Origin of the sequence: Neorhodopirellula pilleata (assembly GCF_007859915.1) — a bacterium.
Lineage (GTDB): Bacteria > Planctomycetota > Planctomycetia > Pirellulales > Pirellulaceae > Rhodopirellula > Rhodopirellula pilleata.
Genome location: NZ_SJPM01000004.1, coordinates 496,862 through 521,501 on the forward strand (window position 1 = coordinate 496,862; position 24,640 = coordinate 521,501).

18 protein-coding genes are annotated in these 24,640 nt (G+C 56.6%); 11 read left to right on the forward strand and 7 right to left on the reverse strand.

Annotated elements, in window-relative coordinates; translation table 11 throughout:
• Nucleotides 1-5: 5 nt before the first annotated feature.
• Nucleotides 6-500 (reverse strand): cyclic pyranopterin monophosphate synthase MoaC, encoded by a 495-nt coding sequence (gene moaC, locus Pla100_RS12880; protein ID WP_146578061.1) that lies wholly within the window; start codon nucleotides 498-500, stop codon nucleotides 6-8.
• An 840-nt stretch (nucleotides 501-1,340) separates the two neighbouring features.
• Between moaC and Pla100_RS12885 the strand changes: the two genes are divergently transcribed.
• From Pla100_RS12885 to Pla100_RS12915, 6 genes are all read left to right on the forward strand, one after another.
• Nucleotides 1,341-1,913 (forward strand): helix-turn-helix domain-containing protein, encoded by a 573-nt coding sequence (locus tag Pla100_RS12885; RefSeq protein ID WP_146578062.1) that lies wholly within the window; start codon nucleotides 1,341-1,343, stop codon nucleotides 1,911-1,913.
• 245 nt (nucleotides 1,914-2,158) lie between these two features.
• Nucleotides 2,159-3,259 (forward strand): M24 family metallopeptidase, encoded by a 1,101-nt coding sequence (locus Pla100_RS12895; RefSeq protein ID WP_146578064.1) that lies wholly within the window; start codon nucleotides 2,159-2,161, stop codon nucleotides 3,257-3,259.
• Nucleotides 3,260-3,350: 91 nt separating this feature from the next.
• Entirely contained in the window at nucleotides 3,351-3,914 is a 564-nt protein-coding gene (gene accB / locus Pla100_RS12900) for an acetyl-CoA carboxylase biotin carboxyl carrier protein (RefSeq protein ID WP_146578065.1), read from the forward strand.
• A gap of 8 nt (nucleotides 3,915-3,922) precedes the next feature.
• Nucleotides 3,923-5,278, forward strand: a complete 1,356-nt coding sequence (gene accC / locus Pla100_RS12905; protein WP_146578066.1) for an acetyl-CoA carboxylase biotin carboxylase subunit — start codon at nucleotides 3,923-3,925, stop codon at nucleotides 5,276-5,278.
• 565 nt (nucleotides 5,279-5,843) lie between these two features.
• Nucleotides 5,844-6,002: a hypothetical protein gene (locus tag Pla100_RS30740; protein WP_197167891.1), complete on the forward strand. Its 159-nt coding sequence runs from the start codon at nucleotides 5,844-5,846 to the stop codon at nucleotides 6,000-6,002.
• A gap of 96 nt (nucleotides 6,003-6,098) precedes the next feature.
• Complete coding sequence (locus Pla100_RS12915) at nucleotides 6,099-6,212, forward strand: hypothetical protein (protein ID WP_261344791.1); 114 nt, start codon at nucleotides 6,099-6,101, stop codon at nucleotides 6,210-6,212.
• An 8-nt stretch (nucleotides 6,213-6,220) separates the two neighbouring features.
• Here the strand turns inward: Pla100_RS12915 and Pla100_RS12920 are convergent, their stop codons facing one another.
• Complete coding sequence (locus tag Pla100_RS12920) at nucleotides 6,221-8,032, reverse strand: AAA family ATPase (RefSeq protein ID WP_146578067.1); 1,812 nt, start codon at nucleotides 8,030-8,032, stop codon at nucleotides 6,221-6,223.
• A 196-nt stretch (nucleotides 8,033-8,228) separates the two neighbouring features.
• Here Pla100_RS12920 and gyrA point away from each other — a divergent pair, with 196 nt between their 5' ends.
• Entirely contained in the window at nucleotides 8,229-11,168 is a 2,940-nt protein-coding gene (gene gyrA, locus Pla100_RS12925) for a DNA gyrase subunit A (protein WP_390620601.1), read from the forward strand.
• Nucleotides 11,169-11,364: 196 nt separating this feature from the next.
• On the opposite strand, the gene Pla100_RS12930 is transcribed toward gyrA, so the two are convergent.
• Nucleotides 11,365-13,431 carry a sigma 54-interacting transcriptional regulator gene (locus Pla100_RS12930; protein ID WP_146578069.1) on the reverse strand — a complete coding sequence of 689 codons (2,067 nt, stop codon included), beginning with the start codon at nucleotides 13,429-13,431 and terminating at the stop codon, nucleotides 11,365-11,367.
• A 108-nt stretch (nucleotides 13,432-13,539) separates the two neighbouring features.
• Here Pla100_RS12930 and Pla100_RS12935 point away from each other — a divergent pair, with 108 nt between their 5' ends.
• Complete coding sequence (locus Pla100_RS12935; protein ID WP_146578070.1) at nucleotides 13,540-14,919, forward strand: DUF1598 domain-containing protein; 1,380 nt, start codon at nucleotides 13,540-13,542, stop codon at nucleotides 14,917-14,919.
• A gap of 228 nt (nucleotides 14,920-15,147) precedes the next feature.
• Nucleotides 15,148-16,710 carry a hypothetical protein gene (locus Pla100_RS12940; protein WP_146578071.1) on the forward strand — a complete coding sequence of 521 codons (1,563 nt, stop codon included), beginning with the start codon at nucleotides 15,148-15,150 and terminating at the stop codon, nucleotides 16,708-16,710.
• A 56-nt stretch (nucleotides 16,711-16,766) separates the two neighbouring features.
• On the opposite strand, the gene Pla100_RS12945 is transcribed toward Pla100_RS12940, so the two are convergent.
• Nucleotides 16,767-18,359, reverse strand: a complete 1,593-nt coding sequence (locus Pla100_RS12945; RefSeq protein ID WP_146578072.1) for a hypothetical protein — start codon at nucleotides 18,357-18,359, stop codon at nucleotides 16,767-16,769.
• A 207-nt stretch (nucleotides 18,360-18,566) separates the two neighbouring features.
• On the opposite strand from Pla100_RS12945, the gene Pla100_RS12950 reads away from it, so the two are divergent.
• Both Pla100_RS12950 and Pla100_RS12955 read left to right on the forward strand, forming a co-directional pair.
• Nucleotides 18,567-20,642, forward strand: coding sequence for a FlgO family outer membrane protein (locus tag Pla100_RS12950; RefSeq protein ID WP_231603007.1), 2,076 nt, complete (start codon nucleotides 18,567-18,569; stop codon nucleotides 20,640-20,642).
• Between the two features lie 212 nt (nucleotides 20,643-20,854).
• A complete protein-coding gene (locus Pla100_RS12955) occupies nucleotides 20,855-21,139 on the forward strand; it encodes a peptidylprolyl isomerase (protein WP_146578074.1) in 285 nt (94 codons plus the stop codon).
• Nucleotides 21,140-21,291: 152 nt separating this feature from the next.
• On the opposite strand, the gene Pla100_RS12960 is transcribed toward Pla100_RS12955, so the two are convergent.
• The 3 genes from Pla100_RS12960 to Pla100_RS12970 form a co-directional block, all read right to left on the reverse strand.
• Nucleotides 21,292-21,636: a hypothetical protein gene (locus Pla100_RS12960; protein WP_146578075.1), complete on the reverse strand. Its 345-nt coding sequence runs from the start codon at nucleotides 21,634-21,636 to the stop codon at nucleotides 21,292-21,294.
• A gap of 58 nt (nucleotides 21,637-21,694) precedes the next feature.
• Nucleotides 21,695-23,323 carry a sulfatase family protein gene (locus Pla100_RS12965; protein ID WP_197167894.1) on the reverse strand — a complete coding sequence of 543 codons (1,629 nt, stop codon included), beginning with the start codon at nucleotides 23,321-23,323 and terminating at the stop codon, nucleotides 21,695-21,697.
• 191 nt (nucleotides 23,324-23,514) lie between these two features.
• A complete protein-coding gene (locus Pla100_RS12970; protein WP_146578076.1) occupies nucleotides 23,515-24,516 on the reverse strand; it encodes a hypothetical protein in 1,002 nt (333 codons plus the stop codon).
• Nucleotides 24,517-24,640 lie beyond the last annotated feature (124 nt).

The window sequence follows — 24,640 nt, forward strand, 5'->3', positions numbered from 1 at the left end:
CTTCCCTACTGACCTCTAACAAATTCGCCGGATTTTCCTCCGGTTTTGGATTCCAATCGAATCTGCTTGATCACCATCGCCCGGTCAACGGATTTGAGCATGTCATAGATCGTCAAGGCGGCGACCGAAGCCGCCGTCATCGCTTCCATCTCCACGCCGGTCTTGTAGGTCGTCCGAACGGTGGCGAGGCATTGCAGGGATTGGCGATCAGCGTCGTCCGGCGATGTCAGCCAGTGAAACTCCAGTTCCACGCCCTCGATCGGGATCGCGTGGCATAGGGGGATCAGCGTGGGCGTCCATTTGGTCGCGCCGATGCCGGCCAGCCTTGCGACGGCCAGCACGTCGCCCTTGCGACTGTCGCCGGCGCGGATCGCTTCAGCGGCAGTCAAATTCATTTCGATGATGGATGACGCGGCCGCGGTGCGGGCGGTGACGGCTTTTTCGGTCACGTCGACCATTCTCGCTTGCCCACGGTTGTCGAAATGGGTTGACGTGCTCATGGTTGACTTAGCAAGGTGGCGAGAGATTTTGGCAAAATAAACCGGCCGGGAGGTTTGCGACGTGGGAACCGTTCCCGGTCGGCGGCCGTCTTAAAGATACCATGAAAAATAATTTGCTTGGTGTTGATTGGTCTTGACTCGCGATTGACGGTGATTCGCAGCTCGTTTCGTTGATACTGATTGTTCCTGCTGAATCGCATTAAAGAGTTACCCCGGTTTTGCTCGACACTAAGCCTTGGAAGGACACTTTCTGATTTACTTCGGTTTTCAAAACTGATTTCGAGCAGAAGGTCGACGGACACCCAGGGGGGAAATCTGGGAAACGTGTTCGGGTGTCCCGCTTCATTGCGGTTACATGAACACGGTCGTTGAGCGATCTCAGCCGATCGTTCCACGCGGAGTTTAGAAACAACGTGCAGCCCGTCTGCCGCCATACCATCGCATCACCACTTTCGTTTTTCGAAAGGCGGGGATTGTGAAGCGGGAAAGGTGTGCCGCATGGGCAGCGTTGGAACTCCGTGAGGAACGATGGGCCGAGCGTGCGAAACGCGACATCTGATTTTTCTCCCCGAACGGCCAAGTACCCGCTTGGACGATCCAGTTTCAATTGACATTTATCAACCGCGAGAAATCCCACTTCGGTTTTGCGTTCAGCAGGATGCGAGCCGGCTGGCCCAGACCCAGCGTTTTGAAGGTGACCGAGCCGATTCCGCCATAACCCACGATGGCATACGGAAGAGAGCAGAGTACCGGACGAGCGATTGAGGGCCATCGGGAAAATGGTTACCGACGCACCATTTTCTCAAGGGAAGAATCAACGAGGCGTTTGGAGAACCTAGTATGAAGGTCTTCACAACTGGACAGGTCGCCAAGATCTGTAAAGTTGCCCCGAGAACCGTTAGCAAATGGTTTGACTCGGGGCGTTTAAAAGGCTACCGGATTCCGGGATCGCAAGATCGTCGGATTCCTCGAGAATATTTGATCAAGTTCCTCAAAGAGCACGGTATGCCCTTGGGCGACCTGGAAGACGAAGCGATGGCCAAGTGCCTGATCGTCGCCCAGGACCAAGTGCTCATCGAGAACTTGAAGCGTGAACTTCCGCCAGAAAATTCGTTCAAGGTTGCCGTGGCAGCCAGCGGATTCGAAGCGGGCATTCAAGCGGAAAGCTTCAACCCAGACTGCATCATCGTGGACTTCTCGATCGGTAAGATCGAAGCCGTCCAGATTTGCCAGAACCTGCGGAAGAACATCGATTTCACTGATATCGTTCTGATCGCGTTGTTGCCCGATGACGGCCAACCGATGAGCTTCGATCGAAGCAGCATCAACGAGACGTTCAAGAAACCATTCGACGCGCACCTGCTCGCCGAACGACTACGAACCCTCGTCGGTGCCAAAAAAGAATTGGTCTAACCACCAACTCTTCCGCCACGCCTCATTCGCCACTGACGCATGCCCGCAAGCGTCAGTGGCGTTTTTTTTTGCGCCACATACAGTAAAGAGTAGGCTGGGTCGAAGCCGCTTCGGCGCAGACCCGGCAGGCCAAACGCCAAACGCCAAACGCCAAACGCCAAACGCCAACAGCCAACAGCCAACAGCCAACAGCCAACAGCCAACAGCCAAACGCCAAACGCCAACAGCCAATCGCCAATAGCCCCATGACCCCACGCATTGAACGACTCATCGGCCGCGACTTCGAGGCCGACTTCGACGCCTTCTTGATCGTCGATGAAATCAACGTCCGCTACCTCACCGGCTTCACCGGCGACAGCACCTGGTTGGTTGTCGATCGCGCAGGCAAAGCCACGATGCTGTCCGACGGACGGTATGAGACCCAATTGTCCGAAGAGTGCGGTGAGTTGCCCCGTGTGATTCGACCACCCGGGCAACTGATGCCCGAACTGCTTGCCGAGTTTGTCGGTGATGCCAAGCTCAAGGCGATCGCGTTCGAAGCGACCCACGTGCACGTCGCCACGATGAAAACTTGGTCCGAGGCGATGCCGGACGTGACCTGGCTCGAAACCTCCGGCGTCGTCGAAGACCTACGTCAGATCAAAGACGCCGATGAACTCGCCGCGATCCGACGGGCGATCGAGATCGCACAACGTGCCTACCGCAGCGTGACGGCGAAACTGTCGCCTGAAATGACTGAGATCGATTTGTTTTATGACTTGGAAGCGACGATGCGTTCACTCGGGGCCGAAGGCGTCTCGTTTCATCCGATCGTCGGTGCCGAACCCAGCGGCGCGTTGCCCCACTACCGGCCACGCAAAGTAGCCCTGGGCGATTGCCGCACGCTGCTGATCGATTGGGGCGCCAAGGTCGACGGCTACTGCAGTGATTTAACCCGAACACTGCATCGCCCCGGATCAAGTTCACCGACTTCGGCCCGGTTCGACGCGGCCTACCAAGCCGTCTTGGACGCGCAGAACGCGGCGATCGAGCGGATTGCCGACGGGGTCGAAACGGTCGATGTCGACCGGGCCGCTCGGGAAGTTTTGGAAAATGCCGGGCTCGGCGAAGCCTTTCGACACGGACTCGGGCACGGCTTCGGCTTACAAATCCACGAAGACCCCCGCATGGGGCCGTCGTCCAAAGCCAAGCTGCGATCGGGGATGGTCGTCACGGTCGAACCGGGGGTTTATTTCGAAAATGAGTTCGGAATTCGGATCGAAGACGATATTTTGGTGACTGATAACGGGTACGAACTTCTCAGCGACCTGCCCAAGGGTCTCGATGATTGCCCGCTCGTGATGTAAAACATGCCTCCGAGTTTGAATATCACGGCCCGAAATAGCCCGTCGACTCTTCCCCGTCTCTTCCACTGATTGCACATTCTAGGCCTTCCGCATGACTGCCGATTCGCCCAAAAGCGACCCGCCGCCCAAAAAGAACGAAAAGAGCGGATCGAAACCTCAACCGGCACGCTCAGTTGACGTCTTCGACATCGATCGAATTCGGCAAATCGTTGAGTTGATGAAACAACACGAACTCAACGAAGTCGATCTGCAACAAGCCGACGACCGTATTCGTTTGACTCGTGGCGGTGCCGCTCCGGCGGCTCCGATTTATGCAGCACCGGCGGCCACGCCGCCCCCGTTTCCCGCTGCTCCTGGCCCAGCCATCCACTCCGGTTCGGGTTCGGCCCCCAGTCCTGTGGCAGCAGCGGGGACGATCACGATCAATTCACCGATGGTCGGTACGTTCTACGGCAAAGCGAACCCGGAAGCGCCACCATTTGTCAAAGTGGGTGACACGGTCAGTGAAGACACCGTCGTTTGCATCATCGAAGCCATGAAAGTGTTCAACGAAATTCCCGCCGAGTGCAGTGGCAAGGTGGTAGAAGTCTTGGTCAACGACCAAGAACCTGTGGACTTCGGCAAACCGCTCTTCCGCATCCAAACGAGCGGCTAAAGAAAACGATGTTTCAACGAATCTTGATCGCCAACCGTGGCGAAATTGCTCTCCGTGTGATCCGCGCCTGCCGTGAAATGGGCATCGAATCGGTGGCGGTCTACAGTCAAGCAGACGCCGACTCGATGCACGTCAAGCTGGCCGACAAAGCGATTTGTGTCGGTACGGCTCGCAGCGCCGACAGCTACCTGAAGATTGATCAAATCATCGCCGCAGCGGAAGTTGCGGGCGTCGACGCGATCCATCCCGGCTATGGTTTTTTGGCTGAGAACGCGCAGTTCAATGAGATGTGCCGCAGCAGCGGTTTCGAGTTCATCGGACCTTCGCCGACGGCGATGGAGAAACTCGGTGACAAGAACACCGCCCGCTCGATGGCCGTTGCGCAAAACGTGCCGGTCGTTCCTGGCAGTGATGGTTTGATCGCCGACTTTGCGAAAGCGGCTCAAACGGCGATCGATATCGGGTTCCCGGTGTTGATCAAAGCCACCGCCGGCGGTGGCGGCAAAGGCATGCGGGTAGCCGAATCCGAGGACGTTTTGGTCTCGCAACTCGAAGCCGCTCGCAACGAAGCGATCGCCGCGTTCGGCAACGGCGGTGTCTATCTTGAAAAATTTGTCGAGCGACCCCGGCACATCGAGGTTCAGGTCATCGCCGACACCCACGGCAACGTGTGTCACCTGTTCGAACGCGATTGCAGCGTCCAGCGTCGCCATCAAAAACTCGTCGAAGAAGCCCCCAGCGCCGACTTGCCTCAAGATCGTCGCGAGGCGATTTGTGACGCCGCCGTGCGAATGATTGCTGGCGCGGACTACGCCGGTGCCGGAACGGTCGAGTTCATCGTCGACAAGGATTACAACTTTTATTTCATCGAAGTCAACGCGCGGATCCAAGTCGAGCACCCGGTGTCCGAAATGGTCACGGGCGTGGACTTGATCCAGGAACAAATTCGCGTCGCCGCCGGGTTGCCGTTGTCGTTCCGTCAAGACGAACTGACTTGCAAGGGCGCCGCGATCGAGTGTCGCATCAACGCCGAAGACCCGACCAAAAACTTCCAGCCCAGCCCTGGCAAGATCGAGTCGATGTTCGCCCCCGGCGGTCTCGGTGTTCGGTTCGATTCGCATGTGACGAGCGGATACTCGGTTCCGCCTTACTACGATTCGATGATCGGCAAGCTGATCGTGCATCGGCCGACGCGAGAACTGGCCATCGCGACGATGTTGCGAGCCCTCAAGGAACTTCAAATCCAAGGCATCAAGACAACGGTGCCGTTCCATGAATGGATCTTGAAAGACCCGGCGTTCCTCGACGGCAGCGTCGACACCAAATACGTCGACCGAGCCTACCAAGGCCAATCGCCGAAGTAGTCGTCGTAGGCTGGGTCGTAGCCGCTTCGGCGGAGACCCGGCAATGGGCTTTGGGTTTGTACCGATCGCAACGAGGCAAACGCCGGGTGTGCGTCGCAAAGCCTCCTTCACCCAGCCTACTTAAGTCGCCGCTTCGGCGGAGACCCGGCGGGTGCGCAATGCTGGGCCGTTCAAAATTCGGTGTTGACTCGTTGTTTTTCCTTTATCTCTCAGCAGTTTCTTGTCCGCCAGCCACCTCTCCCGAACGCAGTTTGGGGGAGGTCGAGCGACGACGTTCAGGAGTCCGCGAGGGAGGGGGCACGGGCGTTATTTGATTGAATCGGCTTGGTTTGCCCTGGGGATGCCCCCTCCCGGATCTTGCTTCGCTCGATCCGACCTCCCCCAGCTTCGCTGGGAGAGGTGACAGGAAGTTGCGGAGAACAAAAATGTCGCAATACCAAATTTTGAACAGCCCAGCGCAATGCCGGGTGTGCGTCGCAAAGCCTCCTTCACCCAGCCTACTTGAGTAGCCGGTTCGGCGGAGACCTGGCGGGCTACTGGAAATCGGTCCGATCAGGGAAACCGCATGTCCAAGATTCGCAAGAGCGGCGGCTACCGACAAGATCGGTCAGATTCGACAGATTGGACCGATCTGTCCGATCACGAGCGTTGGTCGCACTATTCCCGCTGGCTCGACAGCGACGATGGTGCTATTCGTGCTAAGCATCGCGTGAACAATAAGTGATGGATTCTTAACGTGGCGTCGACTTTCAGTCGACGTTTCAGGGTTTGGCGACTGAAAGTCGCCACCACTTAATGTTCACGCGATGCCAACGCAACGATCTGCTTGATTCACCAAGCCAATTATTTGTTGGACCAACAGATCGCGTCACTGGAAAATCAGTTCATCATCGAAGGGGGCTATCCCGATTGCAAAGGCACCGCGCCGGTCTAACGCCCTTTTCATTCCGTCGGCAGTTGCATGTCAATCACCGGGCTGCCCCAATTCGCATCGAAAGGTTCTTGGCACGCCTCGCAATTCAGTGTCGCGCCCAATCGATCGTCCTGCATCACTTGCGGTGCATCGCAATGCGAGCACAACACCCTCACCATTCCTTCGGGATCCGTCAGCGCGGTCAATTGCTCGTCGGTCAAGTCGGGGACTTCAATGTCTTCGGGTTGCATCGTGACCAATAGTTCCCGCGTGATCTCCGGCGCCACCGCGATTCGGTTTGCCAATCGACGAACGCTGCGTTCGAACGAGTTACGCGACGTTCGGCCGTTACCGAAATGACGATCGCGATTGAAGTACAAATGCGTGAACCCTCGCAGTAATCGTTGCCGCGTGAGTGACGGCAGTTGGTATTCCGCCTTCTTGGCAATCAACTCGAAGATCCGGCACAGGGCTTCGGGGTCGTAATCATCAAACTGCATCGTCGTGCCGACGCGGGAACTCAAGCCAGGATTGCTGCGAATCATCTTCGTCATCTCTTTGGGGTAACCCGCCAAGATCACGACCAAACGATCGCGTTGATCTTCCATTCGTTTGAGCAACGTTTGAACGGCTTCGCGTCCGTATTGATCTTGGCCGCTCTCATCGATCAGCGTGTAGGCTTCATCAATGAACAACACGCCGTCGATCGCCTCGTCTATCTTCGCGTTCGTTTTCGGCCCCGTTTGGCCGGCGTATTCGGCCACCAAGCCGCTGCGGTCGGTCTCGACCAAGTGTCCTTTGCTGAGCACGCCCAGTGCACCATAGATGTCCGCCACGATCCGCGCAACGGTCGTCTTGCCGGTGCCCGGATTGCCCACGAACGCCATGTGCAAACTCGGACGCGTCGTCGGCAACCCCGCTTCTTCGCGGTGCTTTTCCATTCGCAAGAAATTCGACAGCGTTTGGATCTGATTCTTGATCGCGTCCAATCCGATCAAACGATCCAGCTTCGCTCGTGTATCGGCGAGCTTTTCTTCGGTCGTTCGTTCGTCGACCGGTTCGGCTGCGGTCGACGGGGCTCTTGGAGTCGTAGCAGTGGGTGTAGACGGTGCCCCGCCGACCACGGTTGGCGTCGGTCGGTTGGCAGCTTCCTTGCTGACGCCGGATGTTGTCTCAGTCCCCTCACGCAACCGTTTGGCTTCGCCGCGCAACCACGCGATCGCGTCGCGTGCGTGATCGATGTCGGCTTGGTGATCGACGACCGGACGATCATCCGCGACCGGTTCTTGAAACGACCCCCGCGCCGACGCTTCTGCTTGGGCAAGCCCGTCTTGGATCCGTTTCAGCCGAGCGCGATCGGCGTCGTCTTCGCCACCGTCGACGACCACGATCAAGCTGGCTAAACGCGTGGCCATCGTTTCGACTTCGCCCCAAGCGTCTCGCAGCGAGGGGAGTTCCAAAAATGGGCGAACAACGTCGTACCAACTCAAATCCTCCGCCGTTCCGATCAGCCAATTGATCGCTTCGTGCAGTTGAGCCCCCATGACGGGAGTGCCCCAGATGTGTTCGAGTAGGACTCGTCCGAGCTGTCGCTGTTCCATCGCCTGCGAATTCGCCCCCGGAATGCTTTCGGCGAACACCTTCATCACGAACCCCTGGTGAAGGTCGTTCATCTGAGAGGCCATGTCTTCGGCCCCCGATGAGGCGGCATCGCCGGCTATCCATCCGTAGCTGCCTTCGGCGATCCGACCCGATTCGACGAACAAACGCTGGGTCTGTTCGAGGGCTTCACGAAACAATCGGATCGAACGCAAGATTTGGTCGTCGTCGCGGCCGGACATGAGCGAACTCGGTGAGGATGGTTGAGACGGAAGGTGAACCTAAGTATTTGAAAAGCAACGGCTTGCGTCAATCAGGCGAGAACACCGGGGCGTTGTGAAGAAATCCCCACTCGGATAGAATATCTGGCCTGCGTTCGAACGTTGTTCGGCCGCATTTTGACCTGATTTTCTTATCGCATTTGGCACGAGAAGACACTTGGCTGACGACGGCGAAAACTCCAACGACAACGAAATCAACGACGAACCCGGCCAGCCCGGCGACGTCGACCTAAACAACGCCACGCCAAGCGATCCGACCGCCGCAAACGGTTCCGGCAATGGTTCCGGAGGCGAGCCGCCGATCACCGGCGCACCGGGGGCTCCGCCGCCGGACGACGAAGGCAATTCGGGGCGGTCGAACATTCCCATCGGCGGTTCATCGGGCGGATACGGCGCGCTGCGTATGGTCGACTTGCCGATCGAAGAAGAACTGCGGGAAAGTTACCTGACTTACGCCATGAGCGTGATCGTCAGTCGTGCGTTGCCGGACGTCCGGGACGGATTGAAGCCGTCGCAGCGTCGGATTCTCGTCGCGATGAACGACCTGAACCTCGGCCCCGGTTCCAAACGCGTCAAATGTGCCAAGATCTCCGGCGACACCTCCGGTAACTATCACCCGCACGGTGAAAGCGTGATCTATCCGACCTTGGTCCGGATGGCTCAAGAATGGAACATGCGATGTTTGTTGATCGACAAGCAGGGAAACTTCGGCAGCGTCGCGGGTTTGCCACCGGCGGCGATGCGGTATACCGAAGCCCGCTTATCGGCCGTCGCCTCGCAAATGCTCGAGGACATCAAACTCGACACCGTCGACTTCGTTCCGACCTATGACGAAGCTCGTACCGAACCGACGGTTCTGCCGAGTAAGTTCCCCAACCTGTTGATCAACGGTTCGGGCGGAATCGCGGTCGGGATGGCCACGAGCATCCCGCCACACAACCCGACCGAAGTTTGCGACGCGTTGATCAAACTCGTCGACGAACCGGATACGACGATTGACGAACTGTGCGAGATCATTCCCGGTCCCGACTTCCCGACCGGTGGGATCATCTGCGGTCGCGCTGGCATCCGACGCGGTTACAAGACAGGGCGTTCGACCATGGTCGTTCGCGCCAAATGTTCCGTCGAGGAAATGAAGGGCAATCGGTCGCGGATCGTTATCTCCGAAATCCCGTATCAACAATACCGCGACCGGATCGTTGAGAAGATCGCTGCGCTGGTCAACGGCGATCGCATCAAAGGCATCTCGGCGATTCGCGATGAAAGCGATCTGAACGAACCGGTCCGCTTGGTCGTCGAACTCAAACGTGGCGAAGATCCCGACGTTATCCTCAATCAGCTCTATCAGTTCTCGCCGCTGCAAGACACGTTCTCGCTGATCTTCTTGGCGCTCGTCGACGGCAAGCCCCGCGAGTTGACGCTCAAAGAGATGTTGATGGAGTTCCTGCGTCACCGCACGAACGTCATCCGCCGCCGAACACAATTCCTGCTCGCTCGCGCACGACGTCGCAAGCACACCGTCGAAGGCTTGTTGCTCGCCCTGGCAAACATCGACGAGATCATCCAAACGATCCGAACCAGCCGCACGCAACCCGAAGCGAAGCAACGCTTGATGGGCATCGAATGCCCGGCCTCGATGTTGCAACGCGCCCTCGGTGAGGGTGGCTTCAAACAGTTCGTTTCCGAACGAGGCGAGTCGGACACATACACGTTGACCAGCGTCCAAACCGACGAGATCCTGCGGATGCGTCTCGGCCAACTGGTCAACTTAGAACAAGAGAAACTTTCGAGCGAACACGCCGAACTACTCGAAGAGATCTTGGACTACCTCGACATCCTCGGTGATCCACAACGCGTCAGCAACATTATCAAGGAAGACCTCGAAGACATGAAGCGTCGCTTCGGCGACAAGCGACGCACCCAAATCAGCCACGAGGAACTCGGCAACATCGACCTCGAAGACCTCATCACCGAGGAACCGATGGTCGTTTCGATCAGCCACCGGGGCTACATCAAACGAACCCCAACGAGCGTTTACAACACACAGCGCCGGGGCGGCAAGGGACTCAAGGGTGCCAAGAGCGACGACGAAGATCCGATCGAACACTTGTTCGTGGCCAGCACGCACGCGTATCTGTTGTTCCTGACGACGACAGGCAAAGTCCGTTGGCAAAAGGTTTACGATATTCCGCAACTCGCCCGCGATGCCAAAGGCCGCGCGATCGTGAACCTGTTGCAAATGGAAGAAGGCGAACAGATCGCCCAATGCCTCGCCGTGCGGGACTTCGATCAACCGGGGCATTACGTCGCGATGGCGACCCGCAGCGGATTGGTCAAGAAGACGCCACTCGAACAATACAGCCGTCCCAAACGGGGCGGCATCATCGCGATCAAGTTGCGTGAGGGAGACGAACTCGTCGACGCCGCCGTCGTCGGCCCCGGCGATGAAATGCTACTCGTTACCGCTGACGGCATGGCGATCCGGTTCCGCGAATCCGATTCGCGACCGATGGGACGCAACACGTCCGGTGTCAAAGGCATCTCGCTGCAAGGCAATGACCGCTTGGTCGGAATGGTCGTGACCGATCCCGAGGCAACCCTGTTGACCGTTTGTAAAAACGGCTACGGTAAACGAACCCCGTTCGGCCCCAATCTCGCCGCGATCAGCGAGGATCTGCCGTCGGACGTCGAGGCAACCGATGAGGTTGTCGAGAACGGCGATGGCGCCTCAAATCTTGATGGCGTTGCAAGCGATGATGGCGCCGAGAGCGGTGAAGAGGAAGCCGGCTCGACGAGCGGCTCAGCCCGATACCGGACGCAAAAACGCGGGGGCAAGGGTTTGCGGGACATTCGCACCAGCCAACGTAACGGCAAGGTGATCGGCATCGCCCGCGTGACCGACGATGATGAGTTGTTCATGATGACGGCCAAAGGCAAACTGCAACGCATCCGCGCCGCCGACATCAATGTCATCGGCCGCAACACACAGGGTGTCCGCATCATGAACGTCGATCAAGGCGACGAATTGATCGCCGTCGTCCGCGTTCCCGCAGAAGAAAAAGCAGAAGAACCGATCGCCGGCGAACCCACCGCCTGATCACCCCTTCGTGCGGCGATCACCGTAACCCGCTGCGTCAGCGAGGGATTATTGATACTGACTCATCCCTCGCTCACGCTTCGGGTTACGATTCAATCAACAGGCCCTTACGTGTCGGGTTACGATTCAATCAACGAGCCAGAGTGCTTCGGGCTTTTATCCATCACGTCTGAATAACAGCAACCGGGGCAACCTTTTAATCGCCCTTTGCATACCGCTTGAGCTTTCGATCAAGCGTGCTGCGTTCGATACCCAAGATGGTCGACGCTTGACTTTTGTTTCCACCGGTTTGTTTCAACACGCCGACGATGTGCTGCCGCTCCAATTCGGCGAGCGAGATCGAAGCCCTGTTCGAGTTCACGGGATCGTGATCGATCGACGGCAAGTTACCGGCAATCCGAGTCGGTGCGAGAAGCAGATCATCCGCATCGATGGTGGGACGCTCGTCGTCACGATGCGGCGTCATCACCACGGCACGTTCGATCACGTTGCGAAGTTCACGAACGTTTCCCGGCCAAGGATACGACATGAGTTTTTCGATTGCGGCGCGGGACAACACCAACTCGCGACGCCCCATCGACTTGGATAATGTTTTAACAAAGTGTTCGGCTAGCAATACGATATCGCGGCCGCGTTGTCGCAACGGCGGCACGACGATTTCGATCACGTGCAACCGGTAAAAAAGGTCTTGCCGGAATTCACCCGCCTGGACCATCGCTTGCAGGTCGCGGTGCGTTGCGGCGATCACGCGGACATCGACCTTAACCGACTCGTGACCCCCGACGCGTTCGAACGGATGGCCTTCCAAAACTCGCAACAACTTTGCTTGCAGGTCCAAGTTCATCTCGCCGATTTCGTCGAGCATCAACGTGCCACCGGAAGCGGCTTCGAACTTGCCTTTCTTTTGCATCGTCGCGCCGGTGAACGCGCCTTGCTCATGGCCGAATAGTTCGCTCTCGAGAAGATCTTTCGACAACGCGGCGCAGTTCAAACAAACCATCGGTTGATCCGCCCGGGGGCTGGCGTGATGGATCGCCGAGGCGACCAGTTCCTTCCCGACGCCCGATTCGCCGCGTAACAAAACCGCTGCACCGGAGCCGGCGACTTGGACAATCTGGCGTTGGATTTCTCGGATCGCGTCGCTGCGTCCGAGGATTGCCGACCGCCCCGTCAATTGGGCCCGCAATCGCTTGACGGTTTGTTGAGTTTGCAGCAGGTCTTGGCGGAGATTGGCTTGGCTTTGAAGTGACCGGATCGCTTCACCAAAGATTTCGCTCGCCGTCACCACCAGCGAAAGTTCCTCGTCGGTGAGACTCGGGTCGTCGGCCGCCGTCGTGACGTGAATTAACCCGCTGGTTCGATGCGGCGTCGATTCGGTGTTGATCAACGGCACCAAGATGATCGATTCGACGTCGATTTCACCCTGCGTGTTTTCGGTGGCGAGTGTCGCGTCGCCCAACACATTACGAGCCAAAATCGACGAGGCGTTCGGGGCGAACGCTTGTTCCAGGAGGGTTTCGGGCGGCCGGCGATAGCGATGACCGGGACGCTGATGCACCCGCCGGGGCGGCGGCAACCGGGCACCCGAACCGCGTTCGGCAGGCACGTCGAAGTACAACCCGATCTCGGCGGCGGGAATCTGTTCGCTGATCGTTTCAAGTAACCGCTCGGCCGCCTCGTCGGGGCTTTCGGCGCGGCCCATCGCAAAAGCCATTTGCAATAACGCCCGATCGGTGCCTGCCCGAGGCGGGATCGGGTCACCGGCACGACTCCGGTCATACGGCGATCGCTTCGGGCGTTTGAGAGTGAGATCGCCCGAGGATCGGGACACGATGTCCAGGCATTCCGACGACTCGAGGATCTGCGAAAGATCGCCTTCAGTCACCCCGTCTTGCCAGGAATCAACCGGCGACTCGGCCGAGTTCAACTCGCCGTTTGCGAGATCGCGGGTGAACCGCAGTTCGAATCCGGCGATTTCTAATCGATCGCCCTCGCTCAGCGTTTGGGGCGAATCGATTTTTTGGCCGTTCAATTGAACCCCGTTTCGGCTCGCTAGATCCTCGACCCACCAACCGGGGGTTTGGCCGTGTCCCCAAAACACCCGCGCGTGGCGGCGACTCGCCCGGCCGCTGCGGAGGATGATCTGATTGGTCGAGGCCCGGCCCATCACCACCTCGTCGGCCGGACTGAGTCGATACACGTCCGTCCATCGTGACCCACGATGTAGCACGAGGTAGGCGTGGAGGTCCGGCGGAGCGGCCATTTTGGAGGAACCGTGAGCAGAAGGGCAGGTCTTGCTTGTCGTTTGAATTCAACACAACTATTCTAGTAGCTCTTCCCATCGCTAACACCAGAGCAGGAATCTGTCTCGATGCGCTCTTCTCAACCAACTCTTCCACGAATCGTTTTGGCCTTTGCCGCCGCGATCATGTTCGCGGCCTCCGCGACATCCGCTTTCGCCGGTATCGGCCTGGGACGCGGCCAAGCGGTCGGTGGCGTGATGATCGACCCGCAAGGCAACGTGCGTGCGGCGACCCCCGCCGAGCAAAAGGAGATGGCCGAGGTAATCCGAGCGGCCATGAACGAACCCGCCGGTCAACTCGCACAAGTGACCGAGAAACGTGTCATTTCGCTGGCGAAACTCCAAAACGCATTGCGACAAGTCCATGAAACCGGCGGCCACATCGGCGACGAAGCCGCCTTCTTGGCCGGCTTGCAACGGATCGAGTACGTCGTCGTCGACGAAGAAAACCAGGACTTGTTGCTCGTCGGTCCGGCCGAACCTTGGGAGTTACGAGCCGATGGCAGCGTCGTCGGTAAACAGTCCGGCGGCAGCGTCTTGCGACTCGACGACCTTTTGACCGCCTTTCAAAGTGTCGAGACGGCTCGCCGGGATGGTGGCATTCGCTGTTCGATCGAGCCGACCGCAGAAGGTCGCATGCGATTGCGCAGTTTTTTAAAGAACGTCAAATTGCGTCCGGGACAAAACCCTGCTTTCTTGGAAGCCGGCATGCGGGAAGCCTTCGGGGCTCAAATGGTGTCGTTGGCGGGCGTTCCCACGACCAGCCGGTTTGCCCGAACGTTGGTGGCTGCCGATTTTGAAATGAAACGGATCGCGATGGCGTTGACCGAATCGCCCGTTCGCGGATTGCCCAGCTATTTGGAAATGGCTCGCAACAAACGCCAATCGGCGGCCCAAAGTCCGCGTTGGTGGATGGCGTGCAACTACGATCCGATCGCCCGTGATGGGGACGGTCGTGTTTGGAAAATCAGCGGCCAAGGCGTTAAGACGATGACCGAAGAAGATATCGTTGCCGCCGACGGATCGGTTGAGTCAGACGGACGCCAAGACCCGTTGGCGTTGAAATGGGCCGAAACGATGACCGAGAAATTCGGCGAATTGTCGACCGAACGCAGCGTTTTCCGCGATTTGCGAAACGTGATGGACTTGGCGGTCGTGGCGACGCTGATCACCCAAGAACAGCTCGATCGAAAAAGCGGGTTGGACTTGAGCGTCCTGCGTGGGCAGGATTCGCTGGTCGAGACGGCCAATTACGAACTGCCCCAATCGCTCTCGCCGCAGTGCAGTTTCATCCACGGCCGAGCCGGCTGGACCGTGACGGCGTCCGGTGGTGTGAACATCAACGCGTTCGGCGTTGTCGACAATCAAGTCGAATCGGCCGATTTGCAAACGCTCGTCGTCGCCCGAGACAATGGCGATGACACCCGATGGTGGTGGGACAGCAAGTAGGCAACGCGGCATGCATCCGTGGTGGCGACTTTCAGTCGCCAAACCCCAGAGACGTCGACTCAAAGTCGACGCCACGTCAGGAATGCATGATTCGTTGATCCCGCATTGTTGATTGCCCCAACTTGGTGGGTTCCTCTTGATTGCAATTGTTGTCTGCCGGGCGGATTTGATACTTCCTAGATCGTACTGATCTAGGAAGTTTCGTATCCCGCCCATGGTATTTCTGAGATGGATTTTTCCCGTCGCACGGACGAACGACGTCGACGGGTGATGTTGTCGACCGGCGCGGGGTCGGTTGCAGCACCGACGGCCAGTTCACGCAAACGGATCGAAGAGTTGCGTGAAGCTCGGCGTCCTTCGATGGCCTACGGTTCTCGGGTGCGTCGCTGCCTTCGCGGTCGTTGGTTCTCGCTCGTGCCCGTTACACCGGCCGCCTACGCCAAGTCGCTCCTAGCGATCGCCGGGATCGTTTTCTTGCTGATCGTCCTGCACGACGCGAGTGTTCGGTACGAGTGGGTCGCCGGTCGTCAGACGTGGGTCGATGTCCTGCGAATCAACCGATACGGCAGCCTTGGGCGGTACGTGATCGGATTGCTTTACCTTGCCGTCGCCGGGGCGGCTTGGCTGGTTTATCAATTGCGGCGATATCGCAATGACGATTTCAGCGGCAATTATCAACTTTGGCAATGGATCCTGGGCACTTCGCTAGTAGCCAGTTTCGCTAGCACCGTACCGTTGACGGAAATGGCCGGTGTCGGCATCGAATGGTTCTTGGGAAAACGAATCGCGTTGTCCGGTGAAGATTGGATCGAACTGTTCCTGATGGTTGGCGGGGCGATTTTGGCACTGCGAACGATCGCCGAAATGTGGCACTACCGTTTTGCCGCAGTTCTGATGGTTGGCGGATGGGTCATGATCGCCATCCCGATCGCCGCCCAGTGGAACGTGATCGCCGTCGAGGAGGTGAACCGCTGGACGATCGTGACGTCGGCACCGCTCGTAGCGGTGGCGTTGTGGTTCGCTGCCACAGTCGGATACTTGCGATGTTTGTTCCGCGAAGTTCGCGGGATCCAGCCCGCCCCAGGCTTCATCGAACGTTTCCGTCTGATCGCGCGTCCGGACTCGGGCGACTCCGAAGAACCGCTCGAAGATTCGGCCCTTCCGGTCACCCGTCCGAAACCGATTCAGACCGAAGCCCCCGCCCAAACCAAGCCCGTTGCACAACCTAAGCCCGCTACCCAACCTAAGCCCGTTGCCCAACCAACGAAGCGCGACACTGACTCGGACGACGACGAACAAGACCGCGATCAAGCGAAGCGAAGTTGGATGTCGTTCTTCCGCCGCAAACCCAAGCTGGTTTCCGCAGATTCATCGCCATCGAAAGACGTCAAAGACTCGTCAAAGGTCGTTGCTGCCAAAACGCCTCCAAAGGAGAGTCATCCGATAAAAAGCCAATCGGACACAAACCGCGATACTGCGGCGGGAAGCGAGCACGACGCCTCATCTGAACCGCCCGCGAAAAAGCGTCGTTTTGGTTTAGGATCGATCATGAAACGCCGTCAAGCTGACGAAGCAGAAGACGACGAGCCGAAAAAACCAGTTCACGCTCAATCGGCAGCCTCACAACCATCTCACGATGATGAGGATGACACCGACGATGACGATTCGAATAACGACGACGGATCGGACGACGGTGATCTGTCCGAGGACGGCATCGATTGGTCGAACATGAGCAAAGCCGAACGCCGACGAATGCGAAAGCAACTCAAACGAGGCGGCCGAGCCGCCTAATCCAATCAATGCTTCAAAAAGTGTCCTGCATCGTTCGACGGGACACCGCGTCGGCATCAGGGTTTGAGGCGAATGCTGCTGAACTCACTACCGCCACCAAAGAACAGCGGTGAATTCTTGGAATGAAAGAATGGTGCCGCTTTCGCGATATCTTGAATCGTCGTTTCAAGGTCATCGTCGGTTGGGCCATCATTACCACAATCCACCTGAAACGTCACGGTCGCGCCCATTTTGATAATACGCACCAAATGCGGGCCAAGATTAGGTAGTCGGCCAATTTCGGCGCGGTCCAGCTTGAACCGATTGAGCAGCACCACACCGCCACTTGATGATGGTCCGATGCTTGGATTGACAAGTTGCAAATACACCGAGTCCGTCAAACCGTTGTAACTAACGTCAGCAAGTCCGGGGCCCATCCCGACAAATGCCTCCCGGTCAAGTTGCTCGAACTCCAAGACGACTTCAAAGACAAAGTCCTTTGTCAGAAACCCCGCATCTTTGGTTTGGATTGCGTTCCGATTTCTGCTCGATGATTCATGGGCGCCTTGAATTCGAATGCCCCCGCTGCGAGTCTTGCGATACTGCGACTGCGTGGTCAAAAAAGCGGGTAGTTGACGAGAGATGGTGTTGCCGCCGATTCGATCAACGCCAGCCACAGCCACCCGGCGCCGTGTCATCGGATGCGTTTGAGAAACCGCAATCGACGTGGTCGATGCTACCAAAATCCTACCCGTCTCCACTTCGACCAAGCGGACGTAGGCGGTGCCGCGTTCCTTGGATGTGGGAATGACTTTCCCAACCACCACGTGAGATGCTCCGGTTAGTTCTCCGACTTTCTTTGCGGATTCTTGATCGAAAAGAACGGTGTTCTGGACGAGCAGTTCCGTCACCAAGTCATTTAGGTTGGAGCGATCGACGACCGTGATCTTTCGATTGACGAGATTGGTAACGAGGTCTTCTTCAAGTGCCGCATTCTCATCGCTGGTCGTGCCATCCTCGAACACGAGAGGGCAAACCGCCACAACCACTCGACTGTCGACGTCGACCTCGTCGCCGACACGAAGGGCGACCTCGATATCACCCGCCATGCGTGCCTTGCAATAGAGCTGATCCACTTCCACGACGGTAAGCTCAGCGATCTTTGGTCGCTCCGTCGCCAAGACCTTTCCCGTTTCCGGATCCACGATGTCATCCAGATTTCGGAATACAGAGAGCTTCGCGCCCTTCCGCATTCCCTGACTTCTTCCAAGGTTGATATAGACTAGCTGTGGTGTAACTTTAGCAATCTTGCCTAACTTCTTGACGTTTTCTGCTAGTCCGAAAATCTTCCAACTGAACATGACTGGAAAGCCCACGATCTCAACCGCTTGATCGAAGTCCACGGCGCTCACTTCCTTGACATCGGTCCTTGGAAAACTCAATGCTTTGTTCGACTTCAAATCGAAGAATTCAACCGTGGTATCGTCGGCCCGGATCGTGTAGCCGACGATGATCGATTTATCATTAAAGGCAACTTTAACGATTTCCTTCGTTGCTCGATCGTCAGCCGCAAGGCACGACCCCGCCGCAAGAGAAACTGCCACGACGACCAACAGACCGACTAACACAGTAATGGCCGATTGAAAGACAATGGGATTGAGTTTTTTCATGGTGAAGTGACGAATTGGATTTCGGAATTGTTCGTGATTGAGCAGACGTTAGGTTCGTCTCGATCACAAGACTTGAAAGTACAGGCCATCGGTTCTAGACTGACATCTCCTGCTCTCAAAATCGCCGCCTTTCCCTCATCTGATAGTATGCGCAAGACAATATCAGGCTACCAGATTAGCGAATCGGCCACATGTGTGTTTCAAAGCATGGGCATTATATGCGATGGACGTCCGAGCATTCCGACTTTAATCTGCCGCCTGGCGTTTGTTTTCGTTACTGCGGCGGCAACCCCGCTATGCGGCCAGAGCCAGCACGATTCTGAAACGATCGCTAGAGTTTTCAACAAACAGAACTCCCTGGTCGGCACCATCGTCAGCGAAGACGAGACAACCATCACGGTGCAGGAGCTGGCAACAGGTAAAGATTTCACGGCGACGAAATCGGCCGACTTGAACATCCAAAAGCCTCTCTCGTTGGACGAAGCCGCTAAGCACGTCGGGTTGGCCCAAGTCGTTGGTTGGAAAACGAAACAACTTTGCGAACAGGCGTCGCATCGCGGTAAAGTTATCCGCGTCGCTCAACAAACCGTCTATATGAATTTGGGACGCGACGAAGCCATGACGATTGGCCTGCCGCTGTCTGTCTACAGGAATGAAGGCGTGATTGTCGACCCAGAAAGCGGTGCCGAGCTTGGTGTTGATCGTCGCAAAGTTGCCGAATTACATGTCACGGAGGTCAACCAAGAGTATTCGAAAGCAAAGATAACGTCTGAACTCGAAACCGAACTAGAATTCGGTGACGAAGTGTGTGCCGCAAACAAACCCATGGTGGTGGGCGTTTGTTCCATCGGCAATCTTGACGGAACGCTGACCTCGGCGGGTTCGATGATCACTGAAGATTTGACCGTGGCATTAGTCGATAAAGGTATGCTAGTGGTTGAACGATCAGTGATGGATTCCGTCTTGTCCGAATTGGTAACTCAGAACTCAGCGCTCTTTGATGAGCAACTCTCTCAAGAGATCGGTAAGTTGGCGGGAGCCGATGCAGTACTGACGGGCAAGATCGTGACCGACCGCACAGGAGGCACGGCCCATCTAAGACTCATTGATGTCGAGAATGGCAAAATCCTCTTCGCGATTTCCTCCGCCGTTGATACAGCTCTTGAAGATGGCAGCAACCCACGTGTCGGTCAGCACGCCGTGAAGCCTCGTTCGCGAGCAACCTTCGGCCCGAATGCGGTGATTCAGAACGAAGATCGATTTCCATCGTTCATGACGACCAGCGCGGCACTGCAACGAGAAACCAACGGAGGCTTCCGGGTCCCTGCCGAACGAGGTCGTGAGGCTGCGATTTTCACGAAGAACTCCGGTTTTCTAGACGGTGATTTTACGTTCGAAGTACAGTTCCAGTTTTCACCGCAAGATGACCATGCCGCGAAATTTGCAATGGGGACGGGGAATTTCGATCGTCGAGATATTATTTTGGATGTAATCGCACCGGCCGCCCGGTCCAATGCGGGGATGGCGATTCTGAACGGGACTTATCTCAATAAGATTAACACCGATGGCATTCATACCGTGCGTTTCATCAAGGAAGGTAACGCCCTGACCGTGATGATTGACCCTCAGAGCGACGGTCCGACGGACGACGACATCGAGTCAACTTATGGCGACATCAAGCAATATCGTCCAGATTTCAACTCGAAGAATGTCTACCTGTATGTCGGCGGATCGTGCTCCTTTATGGGGTTCTCGCTCGCGCGAGGCGTTGCGCTCTATCCCAAACCGATCGTCGCCATCGCAATGCGTTCGGAAGCGTCCATCAAGGGCATTTCGCTCGAGTCGAACATGCCGGTAACCGCCGTTCCAGCCACTACCGTCCCAGCCACATCCAGCAAAGCTGACGCCGCGGTCCAGCCCGAAGCAACGAATGCACCCGAAGCAGCGCCTGCGCCCGAAGCAATGACTGCGCCCGAAACAGCGGAACGGCCCGAAACGGAAGCGGCAAATAAGTCAGAACCTCTGACACCGCAGGAGGAACTCCTGAGCAAGATTGCGGATTCGGTTTGGCGAAGTCAACAGCTCAGATTCTCCATCAAAGCCGATGGCAGTGCAGGCCACTTCTTTTCCGGCGGCACTTGGAAATACGATTCCCCGCAGTCCGTTCTCTTTTACAATAAAGACAACATTTTCAAAATGAAGATGGTGTTTTCCGACGACTTTCGTTCTTTCAAAGGCACCTGGATTTCGGGAGGAACAAGCGTCGGAAAACGGGTCAAATAGCTCACGGACTCGCTAGCACGCGGCATCACGCCGATCTGCCAATGCGTCGGGTTTGTCTCTATTTCGTTGCTCCGCTGCGTTATTGCCTTACCCGCGTTAGAGGAGGCGGTGAGGTCATGTCAATCGAAAGCCCTGGGGTGGTCCGGCACCGCCGAATCGGTAAGCTTGGAGATCTTCACTTTCCTCACTCCCACTGATCCAAGGTCATTGTTATGGCACAAGCGGCTGCTCGTCACATTCTTGTTTCATCCGAAGAAACCTGTTTGGACTTAAAGAAACGAATTCAAGCCGGAGAGGATTTTGGTGCTCTCGCCGCCGAACATTCGTCTTGTCCGTCCGGTAAATCGGGTGGCGCTTTGGGAACGTTTCGTCCCGGGCAGATGGTTCCGGAGTTCGACGCCGTCGTGTTCGGCGATTGCGAGGTCGGCGACGTTCAAGGCCCCGTCAAGACCCAATTCGGCTACCACCTCGTTGAGGTCACTCAGCGAACCGCTTGAGATACCGATTCGGTCTTGATGCCTGAAACGAGTCCTGAGATCTTTACGCCGAAGGCGTTGTTAGCGATTAGCCGGTGGTCGAGCGAAGCGAATACCATCGGAAAACTTCTCTATCCACGGGTGCGCTGCGCGACCCGTGGCTAATGGGTGAGTTAGGCGTTTTCGTCATCTCGTACGCGAATTCGAACTCCTCCAGTAGTTCGCGCGAGCATATTAAAAAAGCCAGCCAACATGCCTCCTGCAATCAATCCAACCACGAGCCATCCTACGCAGCGGATCCCCCCAGCAAGGAACATGTCCTTCATAACAAAAGCAGGTGTTAAATCTGGGAGTTTGCCGCTTGCTTCACCTGCCTTGATCAAACTGTACGATTCCATCATGCCTGAAATGAGACCGTAGACTGAGCAGCCAAGCGAAATGATCATGGCGAAAGAAATGGACGAAATGTGCGTAACATAAACGTCCCTTTCTGCGGCACGCCCGTCATCAAGTACCATTATCTTTCCTTCGGGACTATAAAAAGTGTCATGCAGTCCTGACACCTTTTCGGGGCGGTTAGGGTTGTAAGTGCGGGTAGAGTTTGAGCACCGGTCCGGGGAAGGTTTGGGGCCATCCTTCGTTCGAAACTTTTTCGCCGGGTGTGGTTCGGCCGTTGGCGATTGCTTCGACGAGTAGGTCGGCGAGACTATCGGCGATGTCCGGTTGTTGCTCGATTAAATTATTGCTCTCGGCGATGTCGGACTGCATGTCGTAGAGCTGTACCGGCGGTAAGGTTTTGTCCTTGAGTGCTTGGGGAGGTCGTGGATCGCTCCATCCGCCTGATCCGGGACACAGACTGAGTTTCCATCGGCCTTGGCGGATGGCAAATGAGCCATTGATCGAATGGTGAATCAGATACGGCCGGATCGCTTCGTCGGTACCCTGCAAGATCGGCAAGAACGAAAATGAATCCTCGGCCGCGTCGTTGGGAATCTGAATCTTCGCTCCGATCACATCGGCGAAGGTCGAAAAAGCGTCGACGGTGCTGACAAGTTGATCCGACTGCGTTCCTGCGGTGACCACGTTCGGCCAATGAACCAGGAACGGAACCCGATGTCCGCCATCAAAAATATCCGCCTTATGGCCACGCAAGTTGCCGTTGGGCGAATGACCTTTGGCTTGCAACTCGGGAATCTTCGCTTGAGGGGAGCATCCGTTGTCGGTCGTGAAAAGAATCAGTGTGTTGTCAGTTGCGTTGAGTTCGTCGAGTTGTTCCAACACTTGGCCGACTACCCAATCGGTTTCCATCACGAAGTCGCCGTACTCGGACAGTTTCGATTTACCCTGCCACGCGGGCGATGGGACGATCGGAGTGTGGGGGCTCGAAAGCGGCAGATACAAGAAGAAAGGTTGATCTCCACTCGATGCGATGAACTGCCTCGACTCACGGGCAAAGTCACGCAAGCAATTCACCGCTTCGAAACCGGCTGCGGCCGGTCCCGGGCGATGAAACGCTTTGACGGTTGTTGGCTCTTCGACGACTCGGCCGTTTCTAAGATAGACGTAAGGGAACATGTCGAGCGATGCCGGGATAATAAACGATTGATCAAATCCCAATTGATTCGGACCGCCCGTGACCGGTCGAGCGTAGTCGATCGTCCAGGCTGACTTCTTCAGTTCCTTCAGGGGGCGAGAACGTTCAGCTTCGGGTGTTCCTGGATACAGTTCTCCTTCGGGCATCGCCTGCCAGCCCAACCCCAGGTGCCATTTGCCGACAACGCCGGTCCGGTATCCGCGATCTTGCAAGAATTTTGCGATCGTTGATCGTTCGGTCGGGATCAGTGGTTGATCGGGCCCGTAGAGCACACCGGACTTCAACCGCGATCGCCAGTTATAACGGCCGGTCAAAATGCCGTACCGCGTCGGCGTGCAAACAGAACTCGTCGTGTGGGCGTCGGTCAATCGCATTCCGCCGGCGGCGAGTCGATCCAAATGAGGAGTCGGTGCGAGCCCGCCATTGTGCGAAACGTCGCCGATGCCCATGTCATCGGCGAGAATGAAGATGATATTAGGACGGTCGTTGGTTTCCGCAGCGATCACGCTAGACTGCGACGGCGAAAACATCCCTACAGCGCTCACCGCGAACGCCAACGAAAGAAGCTGCAACGGAATGCATCGGCAGCGGGACAAATTAATTCGATTCATCAAACAAGATCTTCCGATTGGGGGTTGAGCGTTCGGAAACGTGATTAAGGATTAAAAGCGATCCGCCAGCATACTTCAAAACGAAAGACAAAGAACCTATCCGAAAAGGGGGCTGACCCTTTCGAGGCGAGTCGTTATTCATTCGTTTGAGGGTATCGCCGGAGAGGGTCAGACCCCTTTTCGGACAGGTTCTAATCACGCAATGCTTCGACGAGCTTCAGTTGCTCACGGCATTGATCGCGATAAGGGTCGATCGTTGCATGTTCGAGAGCGGCCGCATAATGCTTCTTGGCCGGTTCCTTAGCGAGATGTTTTAGGAATAGGTCGCCGAGTAATCGATGCCATTCGTATAAGCTGCGACTGGCACGCACGTCCGGCCCCAGGTTCGAGGCTTTTACGGCAGCGTCGATTGATTTCTTGCTCTCGCCTGCTCGCTGCCACGATTCGGCCGCCTGGGCTAATCCGAAGGAACGATAGTTCTCATCGGAGTTTGCGATGGCCTCGTACATTTCTGCCGATTCGATTTCTTTGTGGGAGAGTCGGAGGGTGAAGGCTAATTGAGCTCGCATCTCTGGATCGGGTGTGACGCCTTCGGCGACGTCTAGTTCGATCATGCGTCGCAGGTAGTCTGCCCGACGTGGCAAATCGTGCTTGAGTTGTTCGACCGCTTTCTCGAGGATAATGAGTGTCGTTCGATCCTTGGGGTTCTCTTCGAGCCTCGCTTCATAACGGGCGAACAATTCCTCCTGCATTTTCTTGCGATAAACGTAGCCGATCATCGCCCGGACCGAAAGTGATGAATACGCAGGATAAGGTGGGTTCTCGACGATATACTCGGTCGCCTTGTACATCGACTCCCATTGGCCGAGTTCCGAGTAGATCGAGATGAGTTGACGATAGGCGTCGCACTTTTGCCGATCCGTTGATTCGAAGCCGAGTGCGGCTTCGTAGGCATCACGACTTGCTTTTAAGTTGCCCGCATTCTTGTGTTCGTATCCCGCTGAAATCGCTTCACGGTAGCTAGCAAACGTTGGTGGCAAAGACTCTTGTTCGTTGCCAGCGTTCTTTTCTTTTAGTTGCCGCGAAGCCGCATCTTTTTTATCTTTCTCGGTCGGTGATTGCGCCCGGCAGATCGAAGATGCCGTCACCAAGCAGGTGATAAACAGAGTGAGAAACACGAATCGTTGGTTCATGCCCAATGGCCTCAAATGCAGTACAGAATGATCGGACGGTGAGTGTCTGCCGGGCCGATTGCTCGATCGCCTGACAACGTTCGTTTCATTCTAGCTGCTTCAAGGCTTTGCGGTGTCAACGACT

Excerpts from the sequence above, each read along its gene's own strand:
- moaC (WP_146578061.1), bottom strand. The coding sequence starts at position 500 with ATGAGCACGTCAACCCATTTCGACAACCGTGGGCAAGCGAGAATGGTC.
- Pla100_RS12885 (WP_146578062.1), top strand. The coding sequence starts at position 1,341 with ATGAAGGTCTTCACAACTGGACAGGTCGCCAAGATCTGTAAAGTTGCC.
- Pla100_RS12895 (WP_146578064.1), top strand. The coding sequence starts at position 2,159 with ATGACCCCACGCATTGAACGACTCATCGGCCGCGACTTCGAGGCCGAC.
- accB (WP_146578065.1), top strand. The coding sequence starts at position 3,351 with ATGACTGCCGATTCGCCCAAAAGCGACCCGCCGCCCAAAAAGAACGAA.
- accC (WP_146578066.1), top strand. The coding sequence starts at position 3,923 with ATGTTTCAACGAATCTTGATCGCCAACCGTGGCGAAATTGCTCTCCGT.
- Pla100_RS30740 (WP_197167891.1), top strand. The coding sequence starts at position 5,844 with ATGTCCAAGATTCGCAAGAGCGGCGGCTACCGACAAGATCGGTCAGAT.
- Pla100_RS12920 (WP_146578067.1), bottom strand. The coding sequence starts at position 8,032 with ATGTCCGGCCGCGACGACGACCAAATCTTGCGTTCGATCCGATTGTTT.
- Pla100_RS12930 (WP_146578069.1), bottom strand. The coding sequence starts at position 13,431 with ATGGCCGCTCCGCCGGACCTCCACGCCTACCTCGTGCTACATCGTGGG.
- Pla100_RS12935 (WP_146578070.1), top strand. The coding sequence starts at position 13,540 with ATGCGCTCTTCTCAACCAACTCTTCCACGAATCGTTTTGGCCTTTGCC.
- Pla100_RS12940 (WP_146578071.1), top strand. The coding sequence starts at position 15,148 with ATGGATTTTTCCCGTCGCACGGACGAACGACGTCGACGGGTGATGTTG.
- Pla100_RS12945 (WP_146578072.1), bottom strand. The coding sequence starts at position 18,359 with ATGAAAAAACTCAATCCCATTGTCTTTCAATCGGCCATTACTGTGTTA.
- Pla100_RS12950 (WP_231603007.1), top strand. The coding sequence starts at position 18,567 with ATGGGCATTATATGCGATGGACGTCCGAGCATTCCGACTTTAATCTGC.
- Pla100_RS12955 (WP_146578074.1), top strand. The coding sequence starts at position 20,855 with ATGGCACAAGCGGCTGCTCGTCACATTCTTGTTTCATCCGAAGAAACC.
- Pla100_RS12960 (WP_146578075.1), bottom strand. The coding sequence starts at position 21,636 with ATGGTACTTGATGACGGGCGTGCCGCAGAAAGGGACGTTTATGTTACG.
- Pla100_RS12965 (WP_197167894.1), bottom strand. The coding sequence starts at position 23,323 with ATGAATCGAATTAATTTGTCCCGCTGCCGATGCATTCCGTTGCAGCTT.
- Pla100_RS12970 (WP_146578076.1), bottom strand. The coding sequence starts at position 24,516 with ATGAACCAACGATTCGTGTTTCTCACTCTGTTTATCACCTGCTTGGTG.